General features: G+C 58.9%; 17 protein-coding genes. 7 read left to right on the forward strand and 10 right to left on the reverse strand.

All coding sequences use genetic code 11. The features are described 5' to 3' along the window. Positions 1-11: 11 nt before the first annotated feature. The 7 genes from PPGU16_RS16070 to PPGU16_RS16100 form a co-directional block, all read right to left on the reverse strand. Positions 12-2,384 carry a tetratricopeptide repeat protein gene (locus tag PPGU16_RS16070; RefSeq protein ID WP_180721001.1) on the reverse strand — a complete coding sequence of 791 codons (2,373 nt, stop codon included), beginning with the start codon at positions 2,382-2,384 and terminating at the stop codon, positions 12-14. Between the two features lie 21 nt (positions 2,385-2,405). Further along, positions 2,406-3,611, reverse strand: a complete 1,206-nt coding sequence (locus PPGU16_RS16075; RefSeq protein WP_180721002.1) for a class I SAM-dependent methyltransferase — start codon at positions 3,609-3,611, stop codon at positions 2,406-2,408. Then, a complete protein-coding gene (locus PPGU16_RS16080) occupies positions 3,608-4,549 on the reverse strand; it encodes a UDP-glucuronic acid decarboxylase family protein (protein ID WP_180721004.1) in 942 nt (313 codons plus the stop codon). Before PPGU16_RS16080 ends, PPGU16_RS16075 begins: the two co-directional genes overlap by 4 nt. Next, on the reverse strand, positions 4,546-6,429 hold the full coding sequence (locus tag PPGU16_RS16085; RefSeq protein WP_180721006.1) for an O-linked N-acetylglucosamine transferase, SPINDLY family protein: 1,884 nt from the start codon (positions 6,427-6,429) through the stop codon (positions 4,546-4,548). Before PPGU16_RS16085 ends, PPGU16_RS16080 begins: the two co-directional genes overlap by 4 nt. After that, positions 6,426-8,555, reverse strand: coding sequence for an O-linked N-acetylglucosamine transferase, SPINDLY family protein (locus PPGU16_RS16090; RefSeq protein ID WP_180721008.1), 2,130 nt, complete (start codon positions 8,553-8,555; stop codon positions 6,426-6,428). Before PPGU16_RS16090 ends, PPGU16_RS16085 begins: the two co-directional genes overlap by 4 nt. A 32-nt stretch (positions 8,556-8,587) precedes the next feature. Further along, a complete protein-coding gene (locus PPGU16_RS16095; RefSeq protein WP_180721009.1) occupies positions 8,588-9,277 on the reverse strand; it encodes a glycosyltransferase family 2 protein in 690 nt (229 codons plus the stop codon). 496 nt (positions 9,278-9,773) lie between these two features. Further along, complete coding sequence (locus PPGU16_RS16100) at positions 9,774-10,862, reverse strand: hypothetical protein (protein WP_180721011.1); 1,089 nt, start codon at positions 10,860-10,862, stop codon at positions 9,774-9,776. Positions 10,863-11,086: 224 nt separating this feature from the next. Between PPGU16_RS16100 and PPGU16_RS43405 the strand changes: the two genes are divergently transcribed. The 6 genes from PPGU16_RS43405 (at position 11,087) to PPGU16_RS16130 (ending at position 16,614) form a co-directional block, all read left to right on the forward strand. Next, a complete protein-coding gene (locus tag PPGU16_RS43405) occupies positions 11,087-11,227 on the forward strand; it encodes an AlpA family phage regulatory protein (RefSeq protein WP_434064421.1) in 141 nt (46 codons plus the stop codon). Next, on the forward strand, positions 11,217-12,185 hold the full coding sequence (locus tag PPGU16_RS16110; RefSeq protein WP_243460551.1) for a replication initiator protein A: 969 nt from the start codon (positions 11,217-11,219) through the stop codon (positions 12,183-12,185). The genes PPGU16_RS43405 and PPGU16_RS16110 overlap by 11 nt, the downstream gene beginning before the upstream one ends. A 1,014-nt stretch (positions 12,186-13,199) precedes the next feature. Next, positions 13,200-13,913, forward strand: coding sequence for a site-specific integrase (locus PPGU16_RS16115; protein WP_180721015.1), 714 nt, complete (start codon positions 13,200-13,202; stop codon positions 13,911-13,913). A gap of 405 nt (positions 13,914-14,318) precedes the next feature. Beyond that, positions 14,319-14,711, forward strand: coding sequence for a very short patch repair endonuclease (locus PPGU16_RS16120; RefSeq protein WP_243460599.1), 393 nt, complete (start codon positions 14,319-14,321; stop codon positions 14,709-14,711). 98 nt (positions 14,712-14,809) lie between these two features. Further along, positions 14,810-15,886, forward strand: a complete 1,077-nt coding sequence (locus PPGU16_RS16125; protein WP_180721019.1) for a DUF262 domain-containing protein — start codon at positions 14,810-14,812, stop codon at positions 15,884-15,886. After that, positions 15,883-16,614 (forward strand): MAE_28990/MAE_18760 family HEPN-like nuclease, encoded by a 732-nt coding sequence (locus tag PPGU16_RS16130; protein WP_180721021.1) that lies wholly within the window; start codon positions 15,883-15,885, stop codon positions 16,612-16,614. Before PPGU16_RS16125 ends, PPGU16_RS16130 begins: the two co-directional genes overlap by 4 nt. Here PPGU16_RS16130 and PPGU16_RS16135 read toward each other — a convergent pair. The 3 genes from PPGU16_RS16135 to PPGU16_RS16145 form a co-directional block, all read right to left on the reverse strand. Next, entirely contained in the window at positions 16,604-17,722 is a 1,119-nt protein-coding gene (locus tag PPGU16_RS16135; RefSeq protein ID WP_180721022.1) for a DNA cytosine methyltransferase, read from the reverse strand. The two genes, PPGU16_RS16130 and PPGU16_RS16135, sit on opposite strands and share 11 nt — an antisense overlap. Before the next feature lie 292 nt (positions 17,723-18,014). Beyond that, on the reverse strand, positions 18,015-18,674 hold the full coding sequence (locus PPGU16_RS16140; RefSeq protein WP_180721024.1) for a HEPN domain-containing protein: 660 nt from the start codon (positions 18,672-18,674) through the stop codon (positions 18,015-18,017). Positions 18,675-18,727: 53 nt separating this feature from the next. Then, on the reverse strand, positions 18,728-19,837 hold the full coding sequence (locus PPGU16_RS16145) for a DUF262 domain-containing protein (protein WP_180721026.1): 1,110 nt from the start codon (positions 19,835-19,837) through the stop codon (positions 18,728-18,730). A gap of 346 nt (positions 19,838-20,183) precedes the next feature. On the opposite strand from PPGU16_RS16145, the gene PPGU16_RS16150 reads away from it, so the two are divergent. Next, on the forward strand, positions 20,184-20,546 hold the full coding sequence (locus PPGU16_RS16150; RefSeq protein ID WP_180721028.1) for a TraB/TrbI/VirB10 family type IV secretion system protein: 363 nt from the start codon (positions 20,184-20,186) through the stop codon (positions 20,544-20,546). The last annotated feature ends 306 nt before the right edge of the window (positions 20,547-20,852 follow it).

The following is a 20,852-nucleotide window of genomic DNA, read 5'->3' on the forward strand; positions in this document are numbered from 1 at the left end:
CTCGCCTCGCGTCATGCAGCTTGCGGCGCGGCGTACTCTGACCACATGCCTTCGAAAGCCGCTTTGAGATTCTTCGCAAAGCGCAACGCATCGCACAGCGGCGACGCGAGCGTCTGCGCGCGCAAACCCGCGCGCAATGCGGCGAGATGCTCAGGCTGCGCAGCCCACATACAGGCCAGCGCGAGATAGTCGTCTTCACTGCGTGCGATCCATTCGGCGAGTCCCGCGGCGTTCAGCACGCTCTCGCAGATGTGCGTGACGAAGCGATCGCCCTTGAGCGCAACGACAGGCGTGCCCATCCACAAGGCTTCCGCCGTCGTCGTGCCGCCCGGATACGGAAACGGACTCAGCATGATGTCGACGCGGTTGTACGACGCGAGATATTCGTGACGCGGCGAGCCGCCTTCGAGAATCAGACGCGACGCGTCGATGCCCTGCGCCGCGAATTTCTCCAGCGTCGAGCGGCGCGCATGCTCAGCGCCGAGTTCGTGCGATTTCATCATCAGCTTCGCGCCCGGCACCGCATGCAGAACGCGCGACCATTCGACGATCACATTCGGCGTGATCTTCACCAGCTTGCCGAAATAGCCGAAGGTCACGTGGCCATTGAGCGCCATCGGCAGCGGGCCGACCGCCACATCGTCTTTGGGCGGTGTGAAGCACAGATAGCTGTCGGGCAGCCGCCATGTCTTCTCGACATAGTGCGACGCTTCATCGACGGGCAGTACATGCGGATCGCCGAGCACGTAATCCATTTCATTCAAACCTGTCGTGCCGAAGTAGCCGAGCCAGCTCACCTGCACAGGCGCGGGCTTCCACGCGAATACGGGCAGCCGGTTGTGTACCGTATGGCCCGACAGATCGACGAGGATGTCGATCCGATCGTCGCGGATCATCTGCACGACCTGTTCGTCAGGTACGTTCACGACGCTGCGCCACGCAGTGAAGCGCTGTTTCAGGCGCGCCGTAATGTCGTCTTCCTTGGCCCGCGTCGAATAGGCGATCAGATCGAAGCTGCCGTCCGCGAAATGTTCCATCACCGATTCGATGAAGATTCCCACGGGATGCAGTTGCAGATCGCCCGACACGAAACCGATGCGCAGCTTGCGTCCATCGTTTCCCGGTGCCGGATGTTCGCACCGGCGCGCACGTGCGGCCATGCGCGTGCCGAACTCGCGCGCGGCGGCCAGCGTGACGGAAGGCGGAGTCGGCGCGTGGGTCGCGAGATCGAATAGCAGCCGGTTGTGCGCGAGCTCCATTTCACCGTCGAGCCCGATGCCGCGCCGATAGCTCGCAATCGCGCCTTCCGCGTCGCCGAGCACGCTCAACACATCACCCAGATTCACGTGCAGCACAGCCGAATGCGGTTCCAGCGCAACGGCTTGTTGCGCGCTCTTGAGCGCTTCATCCGCACGGCGTTGCTTGAGCAGCGCGACAGCCAGCCGATGATGCGCGTGCCCGTCGCGCGGCGCGAGTTCGGTTGCCGTCTGGTAACAGAGGATCGCCGCGTCGAGCTTGTCGCCTTGCTCGTACGTGTCGCCTAGTTCCAGGTAGCCCGATGCGTCGCCCGGCGCACGCTCCACTGCGCTCGTGAGCGCGTGCGCCGCTTCGTCCCAGCGCTTGCGGCCCCGCAGCCATTGCGCAAGCTTGCGATGACGCGCGCCATCGGCAGGATCGAGCTGCGCTGCGCGTTGCAGCACGACGATTGCCGCGTCCGCGTCGCCGCTCGCATGCAGCAGCGTCGCGAGACTGTCGTGACTGTCGACGCGGTTCGGATCGAGTGCGATCGCGCGACGGAACGCGGCAATCGATTCGTCCGCGTTGCCTCGCCCCGCCTGCGCGCGCGCGAGATTGCTGAACGCGTCCGCGTAGTCGGGCCGGAACGACACGGCCTTCCCATACGCGAGCACCGCATTGCCGAGATCGCCGAGATCCTTCAGCGCGTTGCCGAGGTTGTTGTAGGCCTCCGCATAGCCGGGGCGCAACTCGATCGCCCTCGCGCAACTCAGCATCGCCGCGTTCGCGTCGCCCGCGGCGCGCAGCGCGTTGCCGAGGTTGTTGTGCGCTTCCGCGTAATCGGGGCGCAGCGTCACCGCGTGCCTGTAGCCTTCAATCGCTTCGCCGAGTTGCCGACGTCCGAGCAGCACGTTCCCGAGGTTGTTGTAATAGACGGCATTCGGATTCGCGGCAATCGACGCGTGCATCAACGCGATGCCCGTATCCTCGCGATTGGTCTGGCACGCCAGCAGCCCTGAGAAATGCAGCGCGTCGGATTGCGCGGGCTCGCTCTGCAGAATGGCATCGTAAAGCGCCTGTGCGTCGGCGAGCCGTCCCGCCTGATGATGGACGAGCGCGGCGTTCAGAAGACTCGGAATGTCGTGCATATTCAAACGTACCGGCCGCGTTCAATAAGGATGCGACTGCGCGAAGAAGTCGACGAGACCGCCATCGTGTTCGATCATCACGCTCTTCGTCGCGATGCCTTCGCGCGTCATCTCGGCGATGATGTCGCGTGCGCGCCATTGCGTCGGAATCACGATGACGTCGACGTCGGTCTGCTTCAGCACATCACGAAACTCAATGCGCTGGCCGGTGCCGGGCACGAAGGTGCCGACCTTGCCCGGGTCCGAATCGACGACGAGCGGAAAGCGCACGGCATCCGCGCCGAAGTGATGGATGAACGCCGCCGCCTTGCCCGTGCCGCCCCAGATCGCCACGCGCTTGCCTGACGCGCTCAGTTGCGACAACTGCTGCGCGATGGTCGCGCGGCTAGTGACGGTGCGCGCGGCAAAGCGCGTCGCGGCTTCCGCGCGCGAGCGCGCATACGCGGGCACGGCGAGTTTCACGAGCGCGTAGACCACTTCACCGTCGTAGCCGTGATCGAGCGTGACGATTTCTCCTGCGCGCGACATCAGCGCGCGGAACGATTCCGTCGTGAAGTGCGACACGTGCTCGTAGAAAAAGTCGGCAATACGATGCGTGTCGAACACACGGTCGATGCACGGCACTTCGGCGAACAGCCAGCTCTCCTTGCCCGTCGACGCCGCGCCCCACGCCAGCGCTTCGATGAGCCGCGCCGGTTCCGTCAGATGTTCGAGCACATGGCGAATCACGACAGCGTCCGGCTGAAACGCCTTCATGTCTGCGAGCGGTTCGAACAGGCGCGGATGAAACTCGACGCCCAATCCTGTCTCAGGCGTCGCATTCGGATCGAAGCCGATAAAGCGGCCACCCGGCCGCGCCTGCGCGAGTCCGCGCACGAAGTGTCCTTCGCCGCAGCCGATCTCGACGACATTCGGCGCATCAGGCAAGCGCGACAGTACGAGATCGCGCGTGTCCGCGAGATGGCCTTTCCAGATGCTGCCGTTGTTGAACATCCGGTTCGGATTGCTCTGATACGGAATCGCGTCGTACTCGAAGCGGTGATTCCACACGTGCGTGCACGAAGGGCACTGCACGAAATCCTGCGCGTGACGCGGCAACGCCTGCGCGGCATCCGCCGACCCTGGCCACGCGAGCGTCGCCAGTGTCTGTTCGCCTGCCGGGAAAAAGCGGGCGGCGACGGTGTTCGAGCAAACGGGGCACACCGCTTCGATCAGATCGCAACTCATTGCTTCACTACCTTTTTGAAGTACGCAATGGTCTCCTTGAGACCGTCTTCGAGCGTCACGCCCGGCTCCCAGTCGAGATGCTGGCGAGCCTTCGCGATGTCGGGACGCCGCTGCACCGGATCGTCCGATGGCAGCGGCCGATATTCGATGCGCGAACGCGAGCCCGTCAGACGCAACACCGTTTCCGCCAGCTCGCGGATCGTGATCTCGCTCGGATTGCCGATGTTGAACGGCCCCGGCTCGCCTTCGTGATCCATCAGGCGCATCAGCCCTTCGACCAGATCGTCGACATAGCAGAACGAGCGCGTCTGGCTACCGTCGCCGTACAGCGTGATCGGTTCGCCCTGCAGCGCCTGCATGATGAAGTTCGACACGACGCGGCCATCGTCGGGACGCATGCGCGGGCCGTACGTATTGAAGATTCGCGCAATGCGGATATCGACGCCGTGCTGCCGGTGATAGTCGAAGAACAGCGTTTCCGCGCAGCGCTTGCCTTCGTCGTAGCAGGCGCGCGGGCCGTTCGGGTTCACGTTGCCCCAATACGTTTCCGGCTGCGGATGCTGCTGCGCGTCGCCATAGACTTCGCTCGTCGATGCCTGCAGGATGCGCGCGCCGCAGCGCTTCGCGAGCCCGAGCATATTGATCGCACCGAGCACCGCCGTCTTCACCGTCGATACGGGATCGCTCTGGTAATGCACGGGGCTCGCCGGGCACGCCATGTTGAACACGCGGTCGGCTTCGACATAGAGCGGCAGCCACACGTCATGGCGAATCACTTCGAAATTCACCTTGCCGATCAGGTGGTGAATGGTCTGCTTGCTGCCTGTGTGAAAGTTGTCGACGCACATCACGTCGTGACCGGCTGCCACCAGCCGGTCACACAGATGCGAGCCGAGAAACCCCGCGCCGCCCGTAATCAGGACCGACTGGGCACTCACTGTGCCGCCTCCGCGACCTGCGCGACGCGCTGTTCCCACATGCCATGCAGCGCGGCTTCCAGATTGCGCGCGAAGCGCGTCGCGTCGCACAGCGGCGAGGCGAGCAGTTGCGCGCGCAGAGTGGCGCGCAGCGCGGACAGCTGTTCGCGATCCGCGGCAAAGGCGACGGCTTTGTCGACATAGGCGGCATCGTCGGCGGCGATCCAGTCGGCGAGGCCCGCCGTGTGGCACATCGTTTCGGCGATGTGCGTGACGAAGCGCTCGCCCTGGCGAACCAGCACGGGCACGCCCATCCAGTACGCTTCGGCCGTCGTCGTGCCGCCGCCGTACGGGAAGGGACTCAGCATCATGTCGACGCGGCGATAGGCGGCGAGGTACGCGTCGCGCGCCGAGCGCCCTTCGATAATCAGCCGCGAAGCCGGAATGCCGCGCATCGCGAAGCGGCGCACGAACGCATCGCGCACGTGCGCGTCGTCGAACTGGCCGGACTTGAGGAACAGCGTCGCGCCGGGCACTTTCTGCAGCAGCGTCGACCACACACCGACGACGTGATCCGTGATCTTCGTCACATTGCCGAAGTAGCCGAACGTGACGTGACCGTTCGCGAGCATCGGCAGCGTGCCGGTTTCGACGCGATCGGCGGGCGGCGTGAAGCACAGATAGCTGTCGGGCAGACGCCACGGCTTTTCGACGAAATGCGCTTCTTCGGCTTCGGGCAACACATGCGCGTCGCCGAGGATGTAGTCGATCGCGCGCACGCCCGTGCTCGCGAAATAGCCCGGCCACGTGACCTGCACAGGCGCTGGCTTCCATGCGAAAAGCGGCAGGCGGTTATACGTGCTGTGACCCGATGCGTCGATCAGAATGTCGATGCCGTCGTTGCGGATGCGCTGCGCGGCCGCTTCGTCGCTCAGACCGGCAAGGCTCGTCCACGCGGAGAACGACGGCTTGATACGCGCCGTCAGTTCGTCTTCGACATCGCGCGTCGGGTAGGCAACCAGATGCACGCGCGAGGAATCCAGATTCGCGAGCACGCTTTCGATGAAGTAACCGACAGGATGCTTCTTCAGATCGCCGGACACGATGCCGACGCGCAGCGGACGGTCCGCGCGCGAGCCCGCGTCGACGAGCCACGTCGTGAAAGGCTGCGCGCGAGCTTCCATTGCTTCACCGAAGCGCAGTGCTTCGTCCAGATACGCTTGCGGCGTGGTCTGCTGCTGATAGTTCAGCGCGAACAGCAGATTGCTACGCGGCTCCGCGAAATCCGGACGCAGCGCGATCGCATTGCGCCACGCTTCGATGGCCGCGTCGAGCTCGTCGAGTTCCATCAGCGTGTTCGCGAGATTGTTGTACGCGCGCGCGTGATCCGGCTTGAGGTTGATGGCCTGGCAGAACGACTGCACGGCGCCGTGATGATCCTTCAGCGCGCGTTGCGCGTTGCCGAGATTGTTGTGCGCGTCGACGTATTCCGGCTGCAGCACGAGCGCCTGGCGAAAACACTCGGCGGCGGCGGCCGGCCGGTTGTTCGCCTGCATCACGTTGCCGAGGTTGTAGTAGTAGAACGCCTGCGGATTGCGCGTGATGGCCGCCATGATCAGATCGCAGGCCGTCTGGTACTGGCCGAACTCGTGCGCGATCAGGCCGAGCAGATGCATCGAATCGGCGTGATTCGGATCGATTGCGAGAATCTGGCGATACAGCGTTTCCGCTTCGTCGAAGCGCTCGGCCTCGTGATGCTCGACGGCCGTCTGCAGCATCGACGCGACCTGCGCCTGCGCTGCCGCGTCGGGTGCTGCTTGCGGCTGCGGCGCCGCGCCGAAGTTGGCAGGCGTCGGAATGCGCTGCCACGAGCCGTTCTGATTCTGATTGAAGTCTGTCATGCGAAATTGCGCTCCGCGTGCTCGCGGGCGTCTCCTGATGAATGTCGATCCGGTTGGGCGGGCAGCCCGCTGTTGGTGTGATGGCATGCAGCGTGGCGCGCCCACATGCCGTGAAATGCGTCTTCGAGATGGCGCGCAAAGCGCGGCGCGTCGCATAGCGGTGAAGCCAGCAGGCGTTCGCGCAACGTGTTTCTCAGCGCTGTCAGTTCATCGCGCTGCGCGCTGAAACGCACGGCTTTGTTCAGATAGTCTGCGTCGTCCGCTGCGATCCACTCGGGCAAGCCCGCCGTGTTCACGATGCTCTCGCCGACGTGCGACAAAAAGCGTTCGCCACGGCGCGTCAGGACAGGCACGCCCATCCACAGCGCTTCGACGCTCGTCGTGCCGCCTGCGTATGGGAATGGGTCGAGCGCGATGTCGACGCGCTGGTATGCCGCGAGCAGTTCGGCGCGCGGCGACTGGCCTTCGAGCATCAGACGCGCGCCGTCGATACCGTGTGCGGCAAAACGTTCGAGCGTGGCGCGCTGCACGACTGGGTCGTCGAGTTGCCGGGTTTTCAGCAGCAGACGCGAACCGGGCACGGCGTCGAGAACACGCGACCACAGCGCGACAACGGCATCGTTGAGCTTCACCAGATGGTTGAAACAGCCGAACGTGATTGCGCCGTGTTCACCGGCGGGCAGCGGGCCGACTTCGATATCGAAAGGCGGCGGGGTGAAGCACAGATAGCTGTCGGGCAGATGCCATGGCGCTTCGACGAATTGCGACGACTCGTCGAACGGCAACACGTGACGATCCGCGATCACGTAATCGATCGACGCAAGGCCCGTCGTCGCGAAGTAGCCGAGCCACGTCGCCTGAATGGGCGCGGGCTTCCATGCGAATACGGGCAGGCGGTTGTGATTCGTGTGGCCGGACAGGTCGACGAGAATATCGATCGCGTCGTCGCGGATGCGGCGCGCGCAGATTTCGTCGTCGATCCGCGAGATGTCGTGCCACGCGCTGAATCGCGGTTCAAGGCGCTGCGAGACGGCGTCGTCGCGCTGGCGCGTCGCGTAGGCGACGAGTTCGATGCGCGTTCGGTCGAGATGACCGAGCACGCTTTCGAGGAAAAAGCCGACGGGATGCGAGTTCAGATCCCCGGATACGAAGCCGACGCGCAGGCGCTTTTTCATCTCGCCCGCTTGCGCGGCGTGCTCGAAGCGTTGCGCCTTTGCCGACTGGTGTCGGCCGAACGCCCGCGCTTCGTCGACCTGCTCGCACACGCTCACATCGGGCCGCGTGTTGAGCAACAGCAGCAGATTGCTATGCGCCTGCGCGAAGCCGGGATCGAGTGCGAGAGCTTGCCGGTAACTGGCCGTCGCCTGATCGAGCAAGCCCTGGTCGCGCAGCACGTTGCCGAGGTTGTTGTGCAGGGACGCCCGCCTCGGTTCGAGCGCTAACGCGCGCTGATAGGCCTCAGCGGCATTCGCGGCGCGGCCGTACTTTTCCAGGATGTTGCCGACATTGTTGTGCGCGTTCGCGTCGTTCGGATTCAGCGCGAGCGCCTTGATGTAGCTGTCGAGCGCCCCTTCGTCGCTGCCGAGATCGAGCAACGCGTTGCCGAGGTTGATCCACGCTTGCGCAAATTCGGGCTTGAGTTGGGTGGCGCGCGCGCAACTGTCGATCGCCGCCAGTGAATTGCCCGCTTCGCGCAACGCGTAGCCGAGATTGCTGTGCGCTTCCGCGTAATCCGGTGCAAGCGACAGCGCTGCGCGATACGCGGCAATTGCGCCCTGATGGTTCCGCGCGCGCCCTCGCATGTTGCCGAGGTTGTTCAGGTAGATCGCGTTCGGATGCAGCTGGATCGACTTTTCGATCAGGTCGATGCCGGCCGGCAGGTTGCCGACGTCGCACACGAGCACGCCGAGAAAATGCAGCGCGTCGGCATGCGCGCCGTCGTGCTGGAGAATCAGTTTGTAGCAATCGGCGGCATCGGCCGTGCGGCCCGCCTGGTGATGCGCGAATGCGGCTTGCAGCACGGCGGCGGCATCGAATGCGGGCGCAGCCGGCGACGACGCGTGCGCCGTCCCGTCCATCTGGACGTCGTCGCTTGAGCGGGATTCGTGATCGGCAGGCGCTTGCATCGGGGATCCTGACGTGACGCGAAACGACGCGCTTACACGCCCATGTACTTCTGCATGTAGCGCTCATATCCGCCGCGCCACGCCGGAGTGCCGAACGATCCGGCGCTCTCGTGCACGACGCTCATCGGCCAGGTTCCCATGCGCAGTCCGCGCGATTCGGCCTGGCGGCAGAAATCGAGGTCGTAGAAATGGAAGTCGAAGCGCTCGTCGAAGGTGAGGCCGCTGGCGATCAGGCGCTCGCTATCGGCGGCGAGCAGCAGGCCGTCGAGCAGCTTGCATTCGCGGCCAGGCGGCCCGTAGATCGACATGTTGGTGCACGGAAAGCCGCTGCCATGACCGACGACGCCGCTCAGATACTGCGCGTCGTCACGCGTGAAGGACGCGTCCCGGAAAAACCACGACGGCTGGCCCGGCAGGCGACGCGTGTTGCCCGCCAGACCGACGATGTCGAATTGCGTGACCGCGTCGCGGATGCGGTCCATCCAGTAGAAGTCGCACAGGTGCAGGTCGTCGTGCAGGAAGACGAGGATCGCCGGGTCGTTGCGGGATTGTTCAATTGCGTAGTTGTAGATCGACGAAAGACCGGCCCGGTTGTTGTCGAACAGCATCAACTGCGGCGGGCTCGCATGACGGAACAGCGAAAGCGAACGGCCGAGCGCGGTCTCCTGCGAGAAATCGTCGTAAGAGGCGCGCGTGCCGCAAACCAGGCGAATGGGCTTCATGAAAACGGAACAGAAAAAGTGTCGATGAGCGCGCGGGCGTCATGCCGGACAGCGCTCGCGTAATGGCGACGCGCTGCCGGCAGGACACGCGCCGGCTTCAACGGAAACTCGACCCGCAATGAGCTACCGTGACGCTATTCTGTCGGCGAGGCTCGCAAGGTGATTGGTGGATCAGATGGAGTTAATGGCCGTATTTCGGGAGACTGCGGCAGGCGTGAGGAGCCGGTGCAGAGGCGTTGCGCGGGGGACTGCGCAAGAAGGAGGCGTAAAAAAACCCGCATAGGGGCGGGTTTGGCGCGGGCGTTGATGTTGTTGTTGTGTTAAACCGCCACGCTTGATCCATTTTGGCGCGCCCGGCTGGGATCGAACCAGCAACCCCTGCCTTCGGAGGGAGAAATCGCCCAGCTGCACACAAGGCCATGCGCAACTAACTTCTTGATTGTACGAGATTTTAACTCAGAACGCCTCTCTTCATCTCAGTTTGTATTCCTTCGCCTTAGCCATGGGCTCCGCCACTTTTCCGCCGGCTCGCCCGATCAATTAGAGCGTTGGCTTCCTGCGTAGCCTGTGCCACACGTGCCCGTCTTTCAGTTATCCAAGCTTCGATGTCGTCACCCCGAGAGTCCGGTTCTGGTTGAAGTTCGCCATCGATCACGCTAAAGCTCGTGACTTCATCGGTAAGCACGTAGCCTCGCAGACGTGGCTTCGAGCTGGGGTGTTCAAACCGCGTGTGGTATGTGCTATATGGCATATCACTCTCTGTGATGAGGATCAGGCTGTCAAGAAGCTCCCCGCTGCTCAAGGCATCGAAGCTATCCCAGTAGTCGACATCCACCCTCCAGATCCAAGGCGGGCAGCCGAAAGAATATTCGTCGCAGATGCCGGACCAGTACCACAAAAATTGCTCTATTGTGCTGGACGTGCCGGAAGGATTGGCCAACTCAAACCATTCCTGCCATTCACCGCGCTCCAGCACACGACAACCTAGTTGCTCGATCTCATCTAACCAACCATTGAACGACGCCCGACGCTCTACTGAAGTGGCGTTAGCCCATCTTTTGCGTCGACCATTTCTTGCCCAAGGAACATCGCCTCTACGAATGTTGTCGAGACCATTCGTGAAAATTTTCTGGGCCTTGTGCCGGTTATTTAGCAGCGCTCGCACCCAGGCTTTTGCTTCCTCATCGATTTCAGCTTCTTCTGTATCAGTTAGTCCACTACCGCGTTGGACCTGAACCGATTCCACAAGCTGCCCAAGCCCCAATTCAAAGATGAATTTGTCAGTGAGCCTACCGCGGCCCTTGTCATAGCCTTTGCCTGCGATGAAGGCAAAGTCCGTTTCGTCCAGCACACCAGGCTTGGTTTCGACCAATTCACTAGCGCCGGTGGTTTTGTTCGTTTTCCAGCGCTTACGAGTTGCTTGACGACATATCTCCGTCAGCTTGTTCACTGGAAGTTCCAATTCGGCCTCGATGCTCCTTCGAGTTTTCATTCCATCGGGATTGAGCGCGCCAATCAGAAGCGTGGTTACCGCTTGTCTCCGGGTGTGCTCCTCCGCCCCGATCCCCGCGCTCCGCTTCGTCATCTAAAACCCCCGGCTTTGCGCCATTTCCAACGAGCGCCTTGCGCCCGAACATTTGAAATCAGACTACCTGATTCATATGGACCGCGCAAATGCCAATCGAGCAAACTGCTTTCACCAGTGATTTTCGCGTGACGTTCGCACAGCTAGACCCGAGCGCACTGATCTCGCCCAAAGAGTTCGCCTGCCTCCTCGGCATTTCACCAGGGGCCTTCTATCAGCGAAACATGCAGGGGGAGTTTCCACGCCCGGCCATGAGCCGACACCGTTGCGTCCGCTGGCGTGCGGCTGATGTGAGGGAATGGCTGAATGCTCTCAATACGGTCGTAAAACGACGCGGTCGCCATCGCCGATCGGGTGACCAATAAAGCTGCCGCGACACTGGCAATGGCTATGGATCGAGATCACGAGTTGCTGCCGATACCGTCAGTGGCCGTGGACGACGTTGACGCGGATACGCGAGGCTTTCTCTCGCCGAACCGTCATCAGCAACGCGACTTCTTCGTCGCAGACATCCTCGACGCTGCGCCGAAGGATGATCTGGCTAGCATGGAGCACCCCCTGTTCGCCTTAAAGGCTGGAGACAAGCGCGTGCGCGTATATGCGCGAAACGGAACGACGGTTACCGTCAAACCGGGACATGACGGCTGTGCGACGATTCACGACAAGGACCTCTGGATCTACTGCATTAGCCAGCTAGTAGAGGCAATCAACCGAAGCCGAAAGGATGTGGGGCGCGTCCTGCGCTTAACTGGCTACGATTTCCTTGTGGCAACAAACAGGCGTACCGACGGCGACAGTTACAGGCGATTGGGCGATACGCTGGCCCGGCTTTGCGGCACTCGTATCGAGACCAACATAGCAACGGACGGCAGGCGAGAACGAGCAGGCTTTGGGCTGATTGATTCATGGCGCGTCATTGAGCGCGACCATGACGGTCGCATGGTCGCCATTGAAATCACGTTGCCCGAGTGGCTATGGCGTTCGGTGCAGGCCAAGCACGTCTTAACTGTCAGTCGCGACTACTTCCGGCTGCGCAAACCGCTCGACCGGCGCATCTACGAGCTGGCCCGCAAGCATTGCGGCGGACAGCCCAAATGGCGCGTGAGTCTCGCAGTGCTGCACGAAAAAAGCGGGAGCACCGACACGCTGCGGAAGTTCCGGGCCACCATTAAGGCACTGGCGGGAGCCAACGTGCTGCCGGATTACCGTGTGGTGTTTGATCTCGGGAACGATGTGGCGACGTTTTATGCACGCGCCCAGAAAGGCGCAAAGGCCCAGCTGAAAGATCTCCTTACTGAACTGAAAAGAGGTAACCGTCCGTGAAACCACGTGTCCGTTACCTGTGGACAAGTCTGCCGCACCTGTGAATTGGCACGTGGTTTCACGAACGCCTGACCTGTGAATTGACACGTGGTTTTATGGACATCCTGCTTCGTGGTTTCACGGACGCAAACTCCCCGCGAGGCCAATACATACGTGGCTCCCAAAAACCGTAACGCGCGCGCGCGATTAACCAAAATCTTTTATAAACCTTAACGCTAACGACCGCTTGATGGATATACGCCTGAGCCAACAACACGCCTCCGCCAGCGGAGGCAAAAGCGGCGCATTGCGCCTTGACGGCCCCCCATCCCCGCACCACGAGCGCCTGTCCGAATCGCCCGCCCACAGGGCGGTCGGCGCTCTCCCCGCGCCTACAGCGCGGGTCCCCGTGCGCCTCGATCCGGGCGCGCAGCGCGCGCGAGCCGCGTTCGGTCATCGACCGTCCTGGCTTGCAGGAAGAGGGTTGGGTCACGCTTCCAACTTGAGCAAACCGCATTCCGACGCGTCAGGCCGAGGGCAATCGTCGCGGGGAGCTGGTGGTCCACTGCAGAACGCCTGCCAACCAGTCGGCGCTGTCCACGCCCTTGCGGTGTGGCCAGCGCAGCCGTCGAGGGGCGGACGCTGGAATAACGAGAACCACAGCACAACGCCGGTTTTCGAGCCGCACGCGGCGTTACCGAAGCCTGACAGCGGCGACCACGATTTTCGCCGAATTCTTCGCTGCCGAATACAGATCGGACCTGATTTCCAAGGTGCCGAAATCATATCGGACTCTTGTCCGGACGGCATGTCGGACAAGAGGGGGCTTGTGCTGTTTCAGCCACAACAACGACATGCGAAGACATGGCGAGTTGTGGCTGAAACAGCACAAGCCCTAACCCCTCAGGGGTCGAGGCGCATCGCGACTCGGGGGTGGTTTTCAGTCGATTTCTAACGGTCTTGAAATCGATCGGCTACGAACCCCGACTAGGCTAAATGCGAATACTAACGGACACCCGAAAACGGAAGAGAACAATGGGAAAAGCAAAGAAGCCCACACTCAGACTGCTTCCTGCCGATTGGCGCGACGCGCTATGGGAGAGAGCATGCACACCGGACTGGCAACAATCTAGGCCACAATTGCTCCCTGCACTTGCTGTCCTCTGGCTGACGGGGTGCCGCTCGGCAGAACTCAGTGCGGGCGCGGTCATCTACGTGCGAGGAGATCTCCTTGCGATTCGAATCAAGGGTGCAAAATGCATTGATGCAGGTGGGCGCGAGCGTGGTCAGCCGATGCGTACACTCGGGTTCGCGGTCGGCGCGGGTGCAAATCCCGCACTGAAGTTCCTACATGCCCTCGCAAGTCGGGATATCGTTGACGGCAAGGGCCCGCTCGCGATCGCGCACGACAAGGACTATCTCTATAACTGCATCGTGCAACTGGGGAAAAGCACATATCCAAAACTACGAACGCGTGTCAGCCCAAATTGCTTCCGGCACCAGGTCGCGTCCGACATGAAGGCAGATCCCGAGGTTTCACTTGAACATGCAGCCAAAGTCATGGGTCACCTTAGTGATTACAGCATCGGACGGTACGGACACGCCGTTCACGGTCGAAAAAGTCACGGCAGGCGCGGTACAGCACCTTCCGTCGATACCGCGCGACCAATTAAGCACTCGCCGAAGGTTGACCGCTTAGCTCGGTTCAAAATAGAGAGTGCGAAACGGCGCGGCCAAAAACCGGCTTGATTCTTAAACGAGGGTGGTGCGTTGATTTTGCGTCGATTCTGCGTCGATTCTGTGAGTCGAGGGATCAGGCGACGCCGGCGGGGCAGCATTGCGTCATAAACACGTCGATTTCGACGCATCCGGCCGCCTTCGCCGCGGTATCGCTGGGCGAAACTACGGCCGCGCCAAAAGAACAATCCACTCGTCGCAATTGCTGACTTTAAGTCCACGCTCCTAACGCGGCCGAAAAACCAAGAGGGAACCATGATCTGCAACGTGCCGCGTCGCGAGATTACCAGCAACGGTGGTGCAGCGCATCCGAGTATGCTGGCAGCGTCTCTCCGCCAGCCCTTCGATACTCCGAAACGCTTGGTGTAGCATTAAAAGAACATGGACACGCTTACACCTGAGCAGAGAAGTGACTTGATGCGCCGAGTGAGGCAAAAGGACACGCTCCCAGAGTTGCGCGTTCGGCGCATTGCTCACGCAATGGGACTTCGCTTTCGCCTTCATCGGAAAGATTTGCCAGGACGCCCCGACCTTGTTTTCCCGAAGTCGAGAATCTGCCTGTTCGTACATGGTTGTTTTTGGCATCGGCACGGTGGATGCCGATTGGCCTCAACGCCGAAGTCGAATGGGGGGTTTTGGCTGAGCAAGTTCGATCGAAACATCGAACGAGACGAATGCAACGCAAGAGACTTAGAAGCGCTCGGATGGAGGGTTGTGGTTATTTGGGAATGTGAGACTCGCGATGCCGAAACACTGTATCAAAAACTCCGGCGCGAACTCATCAAGCGCTCGACGGAAGAATCGAAGTAGGGTGTTCTCCCCCTTTAGGCTACGTTGTCGCGTTTTCGCTTACCCTTGGAGCTATACTAAACGGCTTGTCGCTGCTAGTTAGGAAAACGGGGGAAGGAATGGCGCAGGAATCTCTGTTCGGCTTTACAGACGAAGAAAAAGACGCCGCGGAGGCGCAAATTCAAGAGCGCGCAAAGCGTATTGAATATTATATTACGGAATTCACGATCGAAATATTGGCGCAGAAAACCCGCCAAGGGGAATATGTAGTCCCTGCGTATCAGCGTGAATTTACCTGGGAAGAATCGCGTAAGTGGCGATTTATTGAATCTGTGCTGATGGGATTGCCGATTCCGTTTATTTTCTTTTGGGAGGATCCTTCCACTGGGAAATTGGAAATCGTCGATGGCTCGCAGCGTTTACGCACGCTGGAAGAATTTGTATATAACGAACTGGCTTTAGGGGATTTAGAAAAACTTCCCGCCGTTTCCGGTTTCAGGTTTTGCGACTTACCGGAAGCCCGTCAACGAAAGCTTTTTAATCGTTCGATTCGCGGAATAGTATTGAGCGAATTCGCGGATGAAGAGGCACGGTTTGATCTATTCGAACGGATAAACACCGGCAGCAAGGTTGCGAATAAGGCGGAAGTGCGGCGCGGTGCCCTACGGGGTCCATTTTTGGATCTCGTGGTTGAACTCGCCAAAGATCCGGTATTTCAATCCTTAGCCCCGGTGAGCGAAAAGCAACTAAAAGAGAGAGAGCCAGAAGAGCTAGTAACGCGGTTCTTCGCTTATGGCGACGGCTTGGAAGACTATGCCGACGAGGTTTCTCCATTCCTGTTTTCGTATTCGCGCCATACTAACAAGGCTTTTGAAGAGGATCCCTCGTTAGTTGATGCTTACAGGGAGCGCTTCCATCGGACGATGGCGTTTGTGCAGAAAGCTATTCCCTACGGGTTTCGGCGCACGCCAACAGGAAAAGCAACGCCACGATCGCGCTTCGAGGGTATTGCGATTGGCACCTACTTGGCTCTGCAAGCCAAGCCTGATTTGCAACCAGATCCAGTAAAAACGGAAGGGTGGTTGAAATCTGAACGCTTTATCAAAGAAGCGCGATCAGACGGCGCAAATGCGATCGGGCGCCTGGAGGGCCGGATTGGTTTCGTTCGTGACAGCCTGCTAGGGACGGTAGCATGAACGGCGTGCGTACTGCATTTCAGGAGCGAAAAAATGAGATTGAAGCCTATTTCTCATTAATGGAAACCATTGAGCGCAGCCTTCAAATTGGCGTCCCCGTAATCAAAGTTGGATTAGAGGAGCACCAAGTCACGCCTTTGCAGCAGCGAATTCTGTATGCCGGACTCTATTTGCATCTCTACAATCTTGTGGAGTCGACGACGACCTTGCTTATTAGTGCCGTCGAACGCGCGGCAATGGGCATGGGAGATCCTCCAAGGACTGCGCGCGAACTTTCGACAGAAATGCGAAAACAGTGGGTTCGTTCGTTTGCAAAAACTCACGAAGATCTTTCGCCAGAGCACCGTCTAGAGCGAGCCATGGCAGTTTGTAATCACTTACTCGGCATTCTGCCACTAGAACTGTCAATTACGAAGGGTGGTGGCGGCAATTGGGACGATGACGAAATCGAGGGTCTAGCGGAAAAACTTGGAATGACACTTACCGTCCCAAAAGCCATTTATACTGCCGTGAAGCGTCCCGCTAGAGATAACAAGGGTCCGCTAAAGCTTGTTCGGGATCTCCGTAACAAACTCGCCCACGGTGCAATCTCGTTCTCCGAATGTGGAAATGATCATTCTACCGGTGATCTTCGAAAAATCTCCGATGCAGTTATAGATTATTTGGACGCGGTAATTAACGCATTTCAGCAATATATAACTCTCGAGCAATACCTCGCTACGACTTAGGAAAATCGCGCAAATGTTGCTGAATTGACAATGCAACGGCTTCTGCCAGCTTGACTGGTACGGCATTTCCTATATGACGGCCTATATGCCGAAATATTATCTTTTCACCCGGAGCGGCGAATGAATATTTCGCCGGAAATGTTTGTAATAACGCCGCCTCGCGTAGCGAAATCGCACGATCTTGACTCGGATGCCCGAAACGCCCATTCCCTAGGCCGTAACATTGAGTCGTGATGGTTGGCCCCGGCTTGTCCCATCGCATGCGCCCGTAGACGCTCGGATAAGTGGCACCGGTATCTCTCTTGTGACAGGCCAATTTCAGACGCTCCGGCCAATCGGGCCATCCGCCACCTTCAGGCGTAGAGCGAATCCTTTCCAAGTTCAGAGGCGAGAGCCTAGAACTGACGTGTAATGGGTCGTTGGTCGGGGAGGGGCCACCGGCGGTAATAGCAGGCAGGTGACCGATAGTGTCATGTACGGATGCGTAATCTTCGGCGTCGTGGGTCGGCGGGATCAGCTTCAGAGGACCTCGCAAAGACGCGAGAATTACCAAACGCTCTCGGGTCTGCGGTACACCATACTCGGCACAACGCACGATGCTTTCAGTGACATGGTATCCCATGTCAATCAAATCCTTGACGAAGCTTACATAGACGTCGTGCTTGAGTCTTGCGAGTTCGGGTACGTTCTCGGCTGAGACAATCTCCGGTCGTACCGCGCGAATTAAATCTCGGAAGCGATACAGGAGTGCCCATCGCTTGTCCTTTGATTTCCGTTTGCCTGGCGCTGATGCGTAACGATAGCTGTAGGTAGAGAACGGCTGGCAAGGGGCACAACCAATGAGCACTTTGACTGCTCCCTTGGGATACCAGGACTCGAGCTCGGAAGGATTCAATTCTTCCACGCCCTTACATACAAACGTGGCGCCTACGTTGTTGTTTTCGTAGGCGTATTGACATGTGTCGTCGATATCATATCCGGCGACCACAGGTATTCCCGCATTTATAAAACCGTGAGTCTTTCCTCCCACGCCGCAAAATAGATCCACGGCTGCGATCTTTTCCTCGCGAGGAATCCGTCGGCTGCTAGATGTGGGAATACGCTTCATTCGTGGCTAGATTATGTGTGTAGCTGTTGGATCCAGCGTAAGTTTAACAGGGCTTTGTTTTTCGCTGACATACGGAATAATCGCCGCTCCGTGAGGATCACGGTGCGGCGTCTGGTAGACGAAGCCGGGTTCCAGAGCGACCCACTTTCTTGCATAACTCAGTCTGCCGATCGAGTGGGCCTCCAACTGACTCGCGCATCAATTGGGTTGCTTGGCGGATTCGAAGACTCAACGACCTCTTAAAGAAGATCGTCCCAACGTTGGGGATAGCCCGGCTACCGCACTCGGGCCGCTAGCTCATTGCTCCGTTCCAGACTGCCCGCGAAATCGTCCCAGAGCAAAAATGGCTCGAAATGCCTCGATCTAGGGCCGCCACGAAGCGACGCATTTGCTCGAGGCGGTCTCGAAAATCTACGAGGCTGAACCCCGGCGGTACCTTTCCTTCATGCGCTATACCGGTTCGTAGGTCGTTGAGTGACGTCAGAATCAACTCGCCGTTCATTTTTCCCGCTTTGCCGACTACTGCCCAAATTTTCTCCACCCCCAGTCTTTTGAATAGTTGTGGCAGATTTTTCGGCGATGGGTACTTCTTCTTCTCAAGAAAGTCTGCAGCATCAGCCGCAGTCAGCCCGGGGACGCCAGTGCTCCATGATGCGATCTTCCTCGCCGCCTGGGCGACTTTGCCTAGTATTGCACCTTCGTCTTCGTCAACGCTGTAGCGCCGGTAGTCGGCGGCTAGCTTCTCGCTCTTATGCAGCAAGTAGCCCAGCATCAAGTCGGGCCATTTGTCGAACGGCGGCGATGAGGCGGCCAACGCACTGAGGGAGTCCTCCACGAAGCTTTTGATGTAAACCTCAAGCTGCGAATATGCGAAAACATAGTATGCCGCTAGCAGACGAGAACCGCCGCCATGCTTGTGCGCGAACTTGTATAAGGGGGCCAGTTCTTGCATTGCTAGGTCTAGCTGCGTTTCGAACTCGCGACGAGCCCGGCTCCATCGATAGCTCATAGAAAATTCTTCAGCAGCATCGAGACCTTGTGGATTCGCCCCTGCAAAGCAGCCTTATCGCTGGTCGCAAGAGTTACGCTTCTAGCGAATTCGGGGTTCTTTTGAAGCTTTTCGTACGACTCCCGAATAGCATCAAGTTGACCTTCGAGTGTTTGGAACTTGGTGTCCGTGAGCTTGGAACAAGCAATCATTTGTGCATCAAACACCGCAGCATTGAATCTAGAGGTTCCCTCCTTTGAGAAGGAGAAGCAGTGTGGACCGAAAAGTTGAACGGCGCGGGCGTGTGTATCCCGAATGTTTTTGCTTAATGCTTCTAATTCATCGTCGCTTGGGTTTCGGTTTGTCTCCGCATAGGTTGAGATGAACGATGCGAGCGGCTTTTCGTAGGCACCAATGCCTTCGCTAAGAGCCCAATATCTGATGACCAACTCCTCCGCCTTCATGCGCTTGTCTTTGCGGCCGCCGAAGTGGCTGTCAAGTTTTAGCTCCTTTGCCACAGACGAAGCGGCCTTCAACAGGCTTCCATAGTAGAGACCGTGCCTAAGTTCCTGCCGCGTCAATGCGACTGCGCCTGAATTGAGACGCTCGAATACATCGAACTTAACCTGTGGGTGCGTCTCCTTAAGGATGACAGTACACCGCAGAACCCGGTTACTAATGTGCCGCTGGAACCGTTTGTCGAGCTGAGAGTACTTCAGCCCAGCAAGTTCGGGATAACTGGTTAGACCAATTAATGGGAAGGCATCTCCCACAAACCGTTTCAGACTGTTTAGTCGCTGATTCCCATCAATCACCGAGAAGGTCTCGTCTTTTTCCTGATTCAGATAGATGACTGGGATTGGACATTGGATGATGAGCGATTCGACCAGTCTTGACGCTTGCCGGTCGCTCCAAACATATCGGCGCTGGAATTCTGGGATCTCCACCTCACCTTTGTCCATCATTCCGACGAGGGTGGATACGGAGAAATCGTATTGCTCTGTACGAAGGATCCGTTTCTCAGGGGGAATCGAAAGGATTGCCTCCTCAAACTCCTCCTCTTCGATGGGGAACAGCGCATCTGCAAGAGACTCTTGATCGTGTGCCAGCATCTTTTTGGTAGCCATGCCGCTCCTTGATTTTTACAAACTGTCGTTTCTAGCCCGTAGAGGATATCGATATGTGCCGGCGCGGCACAACCTCATGGCTACATCCATACGGACGCACCCCAACACGGGGGATTTCTCCGAGTGCCTTAAGTCCGAATGCACCGAAATCAGCGCCAGACAGCCACCGCACTAGAACTACGAAGCCATCCTGCAAGTCGGTGCCGACATTCGCTATTATCGAACCCTATTTGCCAGAGGAAGGATTATGCTTCAGAAAGGGGCGTCGGCGTGCCTAGCAATATTCCTTGTCACCATGTGCGCCTGAGCACAAGAACCGAAGCTGCCTCAGCCCGAAATGCCGGTCATGCTGAAAGCCGAAAAGCTTCAGTCGTTCGAGGTCTCGCCAGGAACGATCATCTCGCTAACGTTAGAGATTGCGGCCCCTGACATACTGGTCGCCGGCGTGGTTAGCAACGACGTCTACGATGCTTATGCCAACCTTGCTATCCCCAAAGGGAGCCGCTTGATCGGGAAGCAGATGCGTCAGGTCAACGACCGGCAAGAGGTTGTCTGGAATGGGTTGCAAATCCCCGCTTACGGAGGGACGCTGCGCCTAGATCCCCCTATTGAAGCAACTATGCCGGACGGAACGTCAGGTTTAGTTGACCTCGTAGCCGGCGCACGAGCCAGTGCAATCGTCGGGCATCCGTTCATCGTGCCACATTGACTCGGTTTCAAGCTTTCCCCGTTTGAAGCTCTGTCGCTTTCAAACTCAGCGTGTGAGGTTATTTGGTCGCATCTGTATAAGCTTGCCCTTAACAGGAAAGTCTTTCCCTTGCTGGGCAAGTACGTTCCATACGCTTTACATCGCCTGAATACGGGCGAATTCTTTTGCCCGACATAATAGCGCTTATGTCAGATTGCGGCCGCCGATCGTTATAATCATGACGTTATACGTAGTCGCGAATCGGCACGTCATGGTGTGACGACGCGAAGCGATGCCGCTTGGCCGTAGTAGCTGGACTCCCATCCC

The sequence above is a fragment of the Paraburkholderia largidicola genome, assembly GCF_013426895.1.
GTDB lineage: Bacteria > Pseudomonadota > Gammaproteobacteria > Burkholderiales > Burkholderiaceae > Paraburkholderia > Paraburkholderia largidicola.

Excerpts from the sequence above, each read along its gene's own strand:
- PPGU16_RS16070 (WP_180721001.1), bottom strand. The coding sequence starts at position 2,384 with ATGCACGACATTCCGAGTCTTCTGAACGCCGCGCTCGTCCATCATCAG.
- PPGU16_RS16075 (WP_180721002.1), bottom strand. The coding sequence starts at position 3,611 with ATGAGTTGCGATCTGATCGAAGCGGTGTGCCCCGTTTGCTCGAACACC.
- PPGU16_RS16085 (WP_180721006.1), bottom strand. The coding sequence starts at position 6,429 with ATGACAGACTTCAATCAGAATCAGAACGGCTCGTGGCAGCGCATTCCG.
- PPGU16_RS16090 (WP_180721008.1), bottom strand. The coding sequence starts at position 8,555 with ATGCAAGCGCCTGCCGATCACGAATCCCGCTCAAGCGACGACGTCCAG.
- PPGU16_RS16095 (WP_180721009.1), bottom strand. The coding sequence starts at position 9,277 with ATGAAGCCCATTCGCCTGGTTTGCGGCACGCGCGCCTCTTACGACGAT.
- PPGU16_RS16100 (WP_180721011.1), bottom strand. The coding sequence starts at position 10,862 with ATGACGAAGCGGAGCGCGGGGATCGGGGCGGAGGAGCACACCCGGAGA.
- PPGU16_RS43405 (WP_434064421.1), top strand. The coding sequence starts at position 11,087 with ATGCAGGGGGAGTTTCCACGCCCGGCCATGAGCCGACACCGTTGCGTC.
- PPGU16_RS16115 (WP_180721015.1), top strand. The coding sequence starts at position 13,200 with ATGGGAAAAGCAAAGAAGCCCACACTCAGACTGCTTCCTGCCGATTGG.
- PPGU16_RS16120 (WP_243460599.1), top strand. The coding sequence starts at position 14,319 with ATGCGCCGAGTGAGGCAAAAGGACACGCTCCCAGAGTTGCGCGTTCGG.
- PPGU16_RS16125 (WP_180721019.1), top strand. The coding sequence starts at position 14,810 with ATGGCGCAGGAATCTCTGTTCGGCTTTACAGACGAAGAAAAAGACGCC.
- PPGU16_RS16130 (WP_180721021.1), top strand. The coding sequence starts at position 15,883 with ATGAACGGCGTGCGTACTGCATTTCAGGAGCGAAAAAATGAGATTGAA.
- PPGU16_RS16135 (WP_180721022.1), bottom strand. The coding sequence starts at position 17,722 with ATGAAGCGTATTCCCACATCTAGCAGCCGACGGATTCCTCGCGAGGAA.
- PPGU16_RS16140 (WP_180721024.1), bottom strand. The coding sequence starts at position 18,674 with ATGCAAGAACTGGCCCCCTTATACAAGTTCGCGCACAAGCATGGCGGC.
- PPGU16_RS16145 (WP_180721026.1), bottom strand. The coding sequence starts at position 19,837 with ATGGCTACCAAAAAGATGCTGGCACACGATCAAGAGTCTCTTGCAGAT.
- PPGU16_RS16150 (WP_180721028.1), top strand. The coding sequence starts at position 20,184 with ATGCTGAAAGCCGAAAAGCTTCAGTCGTTCGAGGTCTCGCCAGGAACG.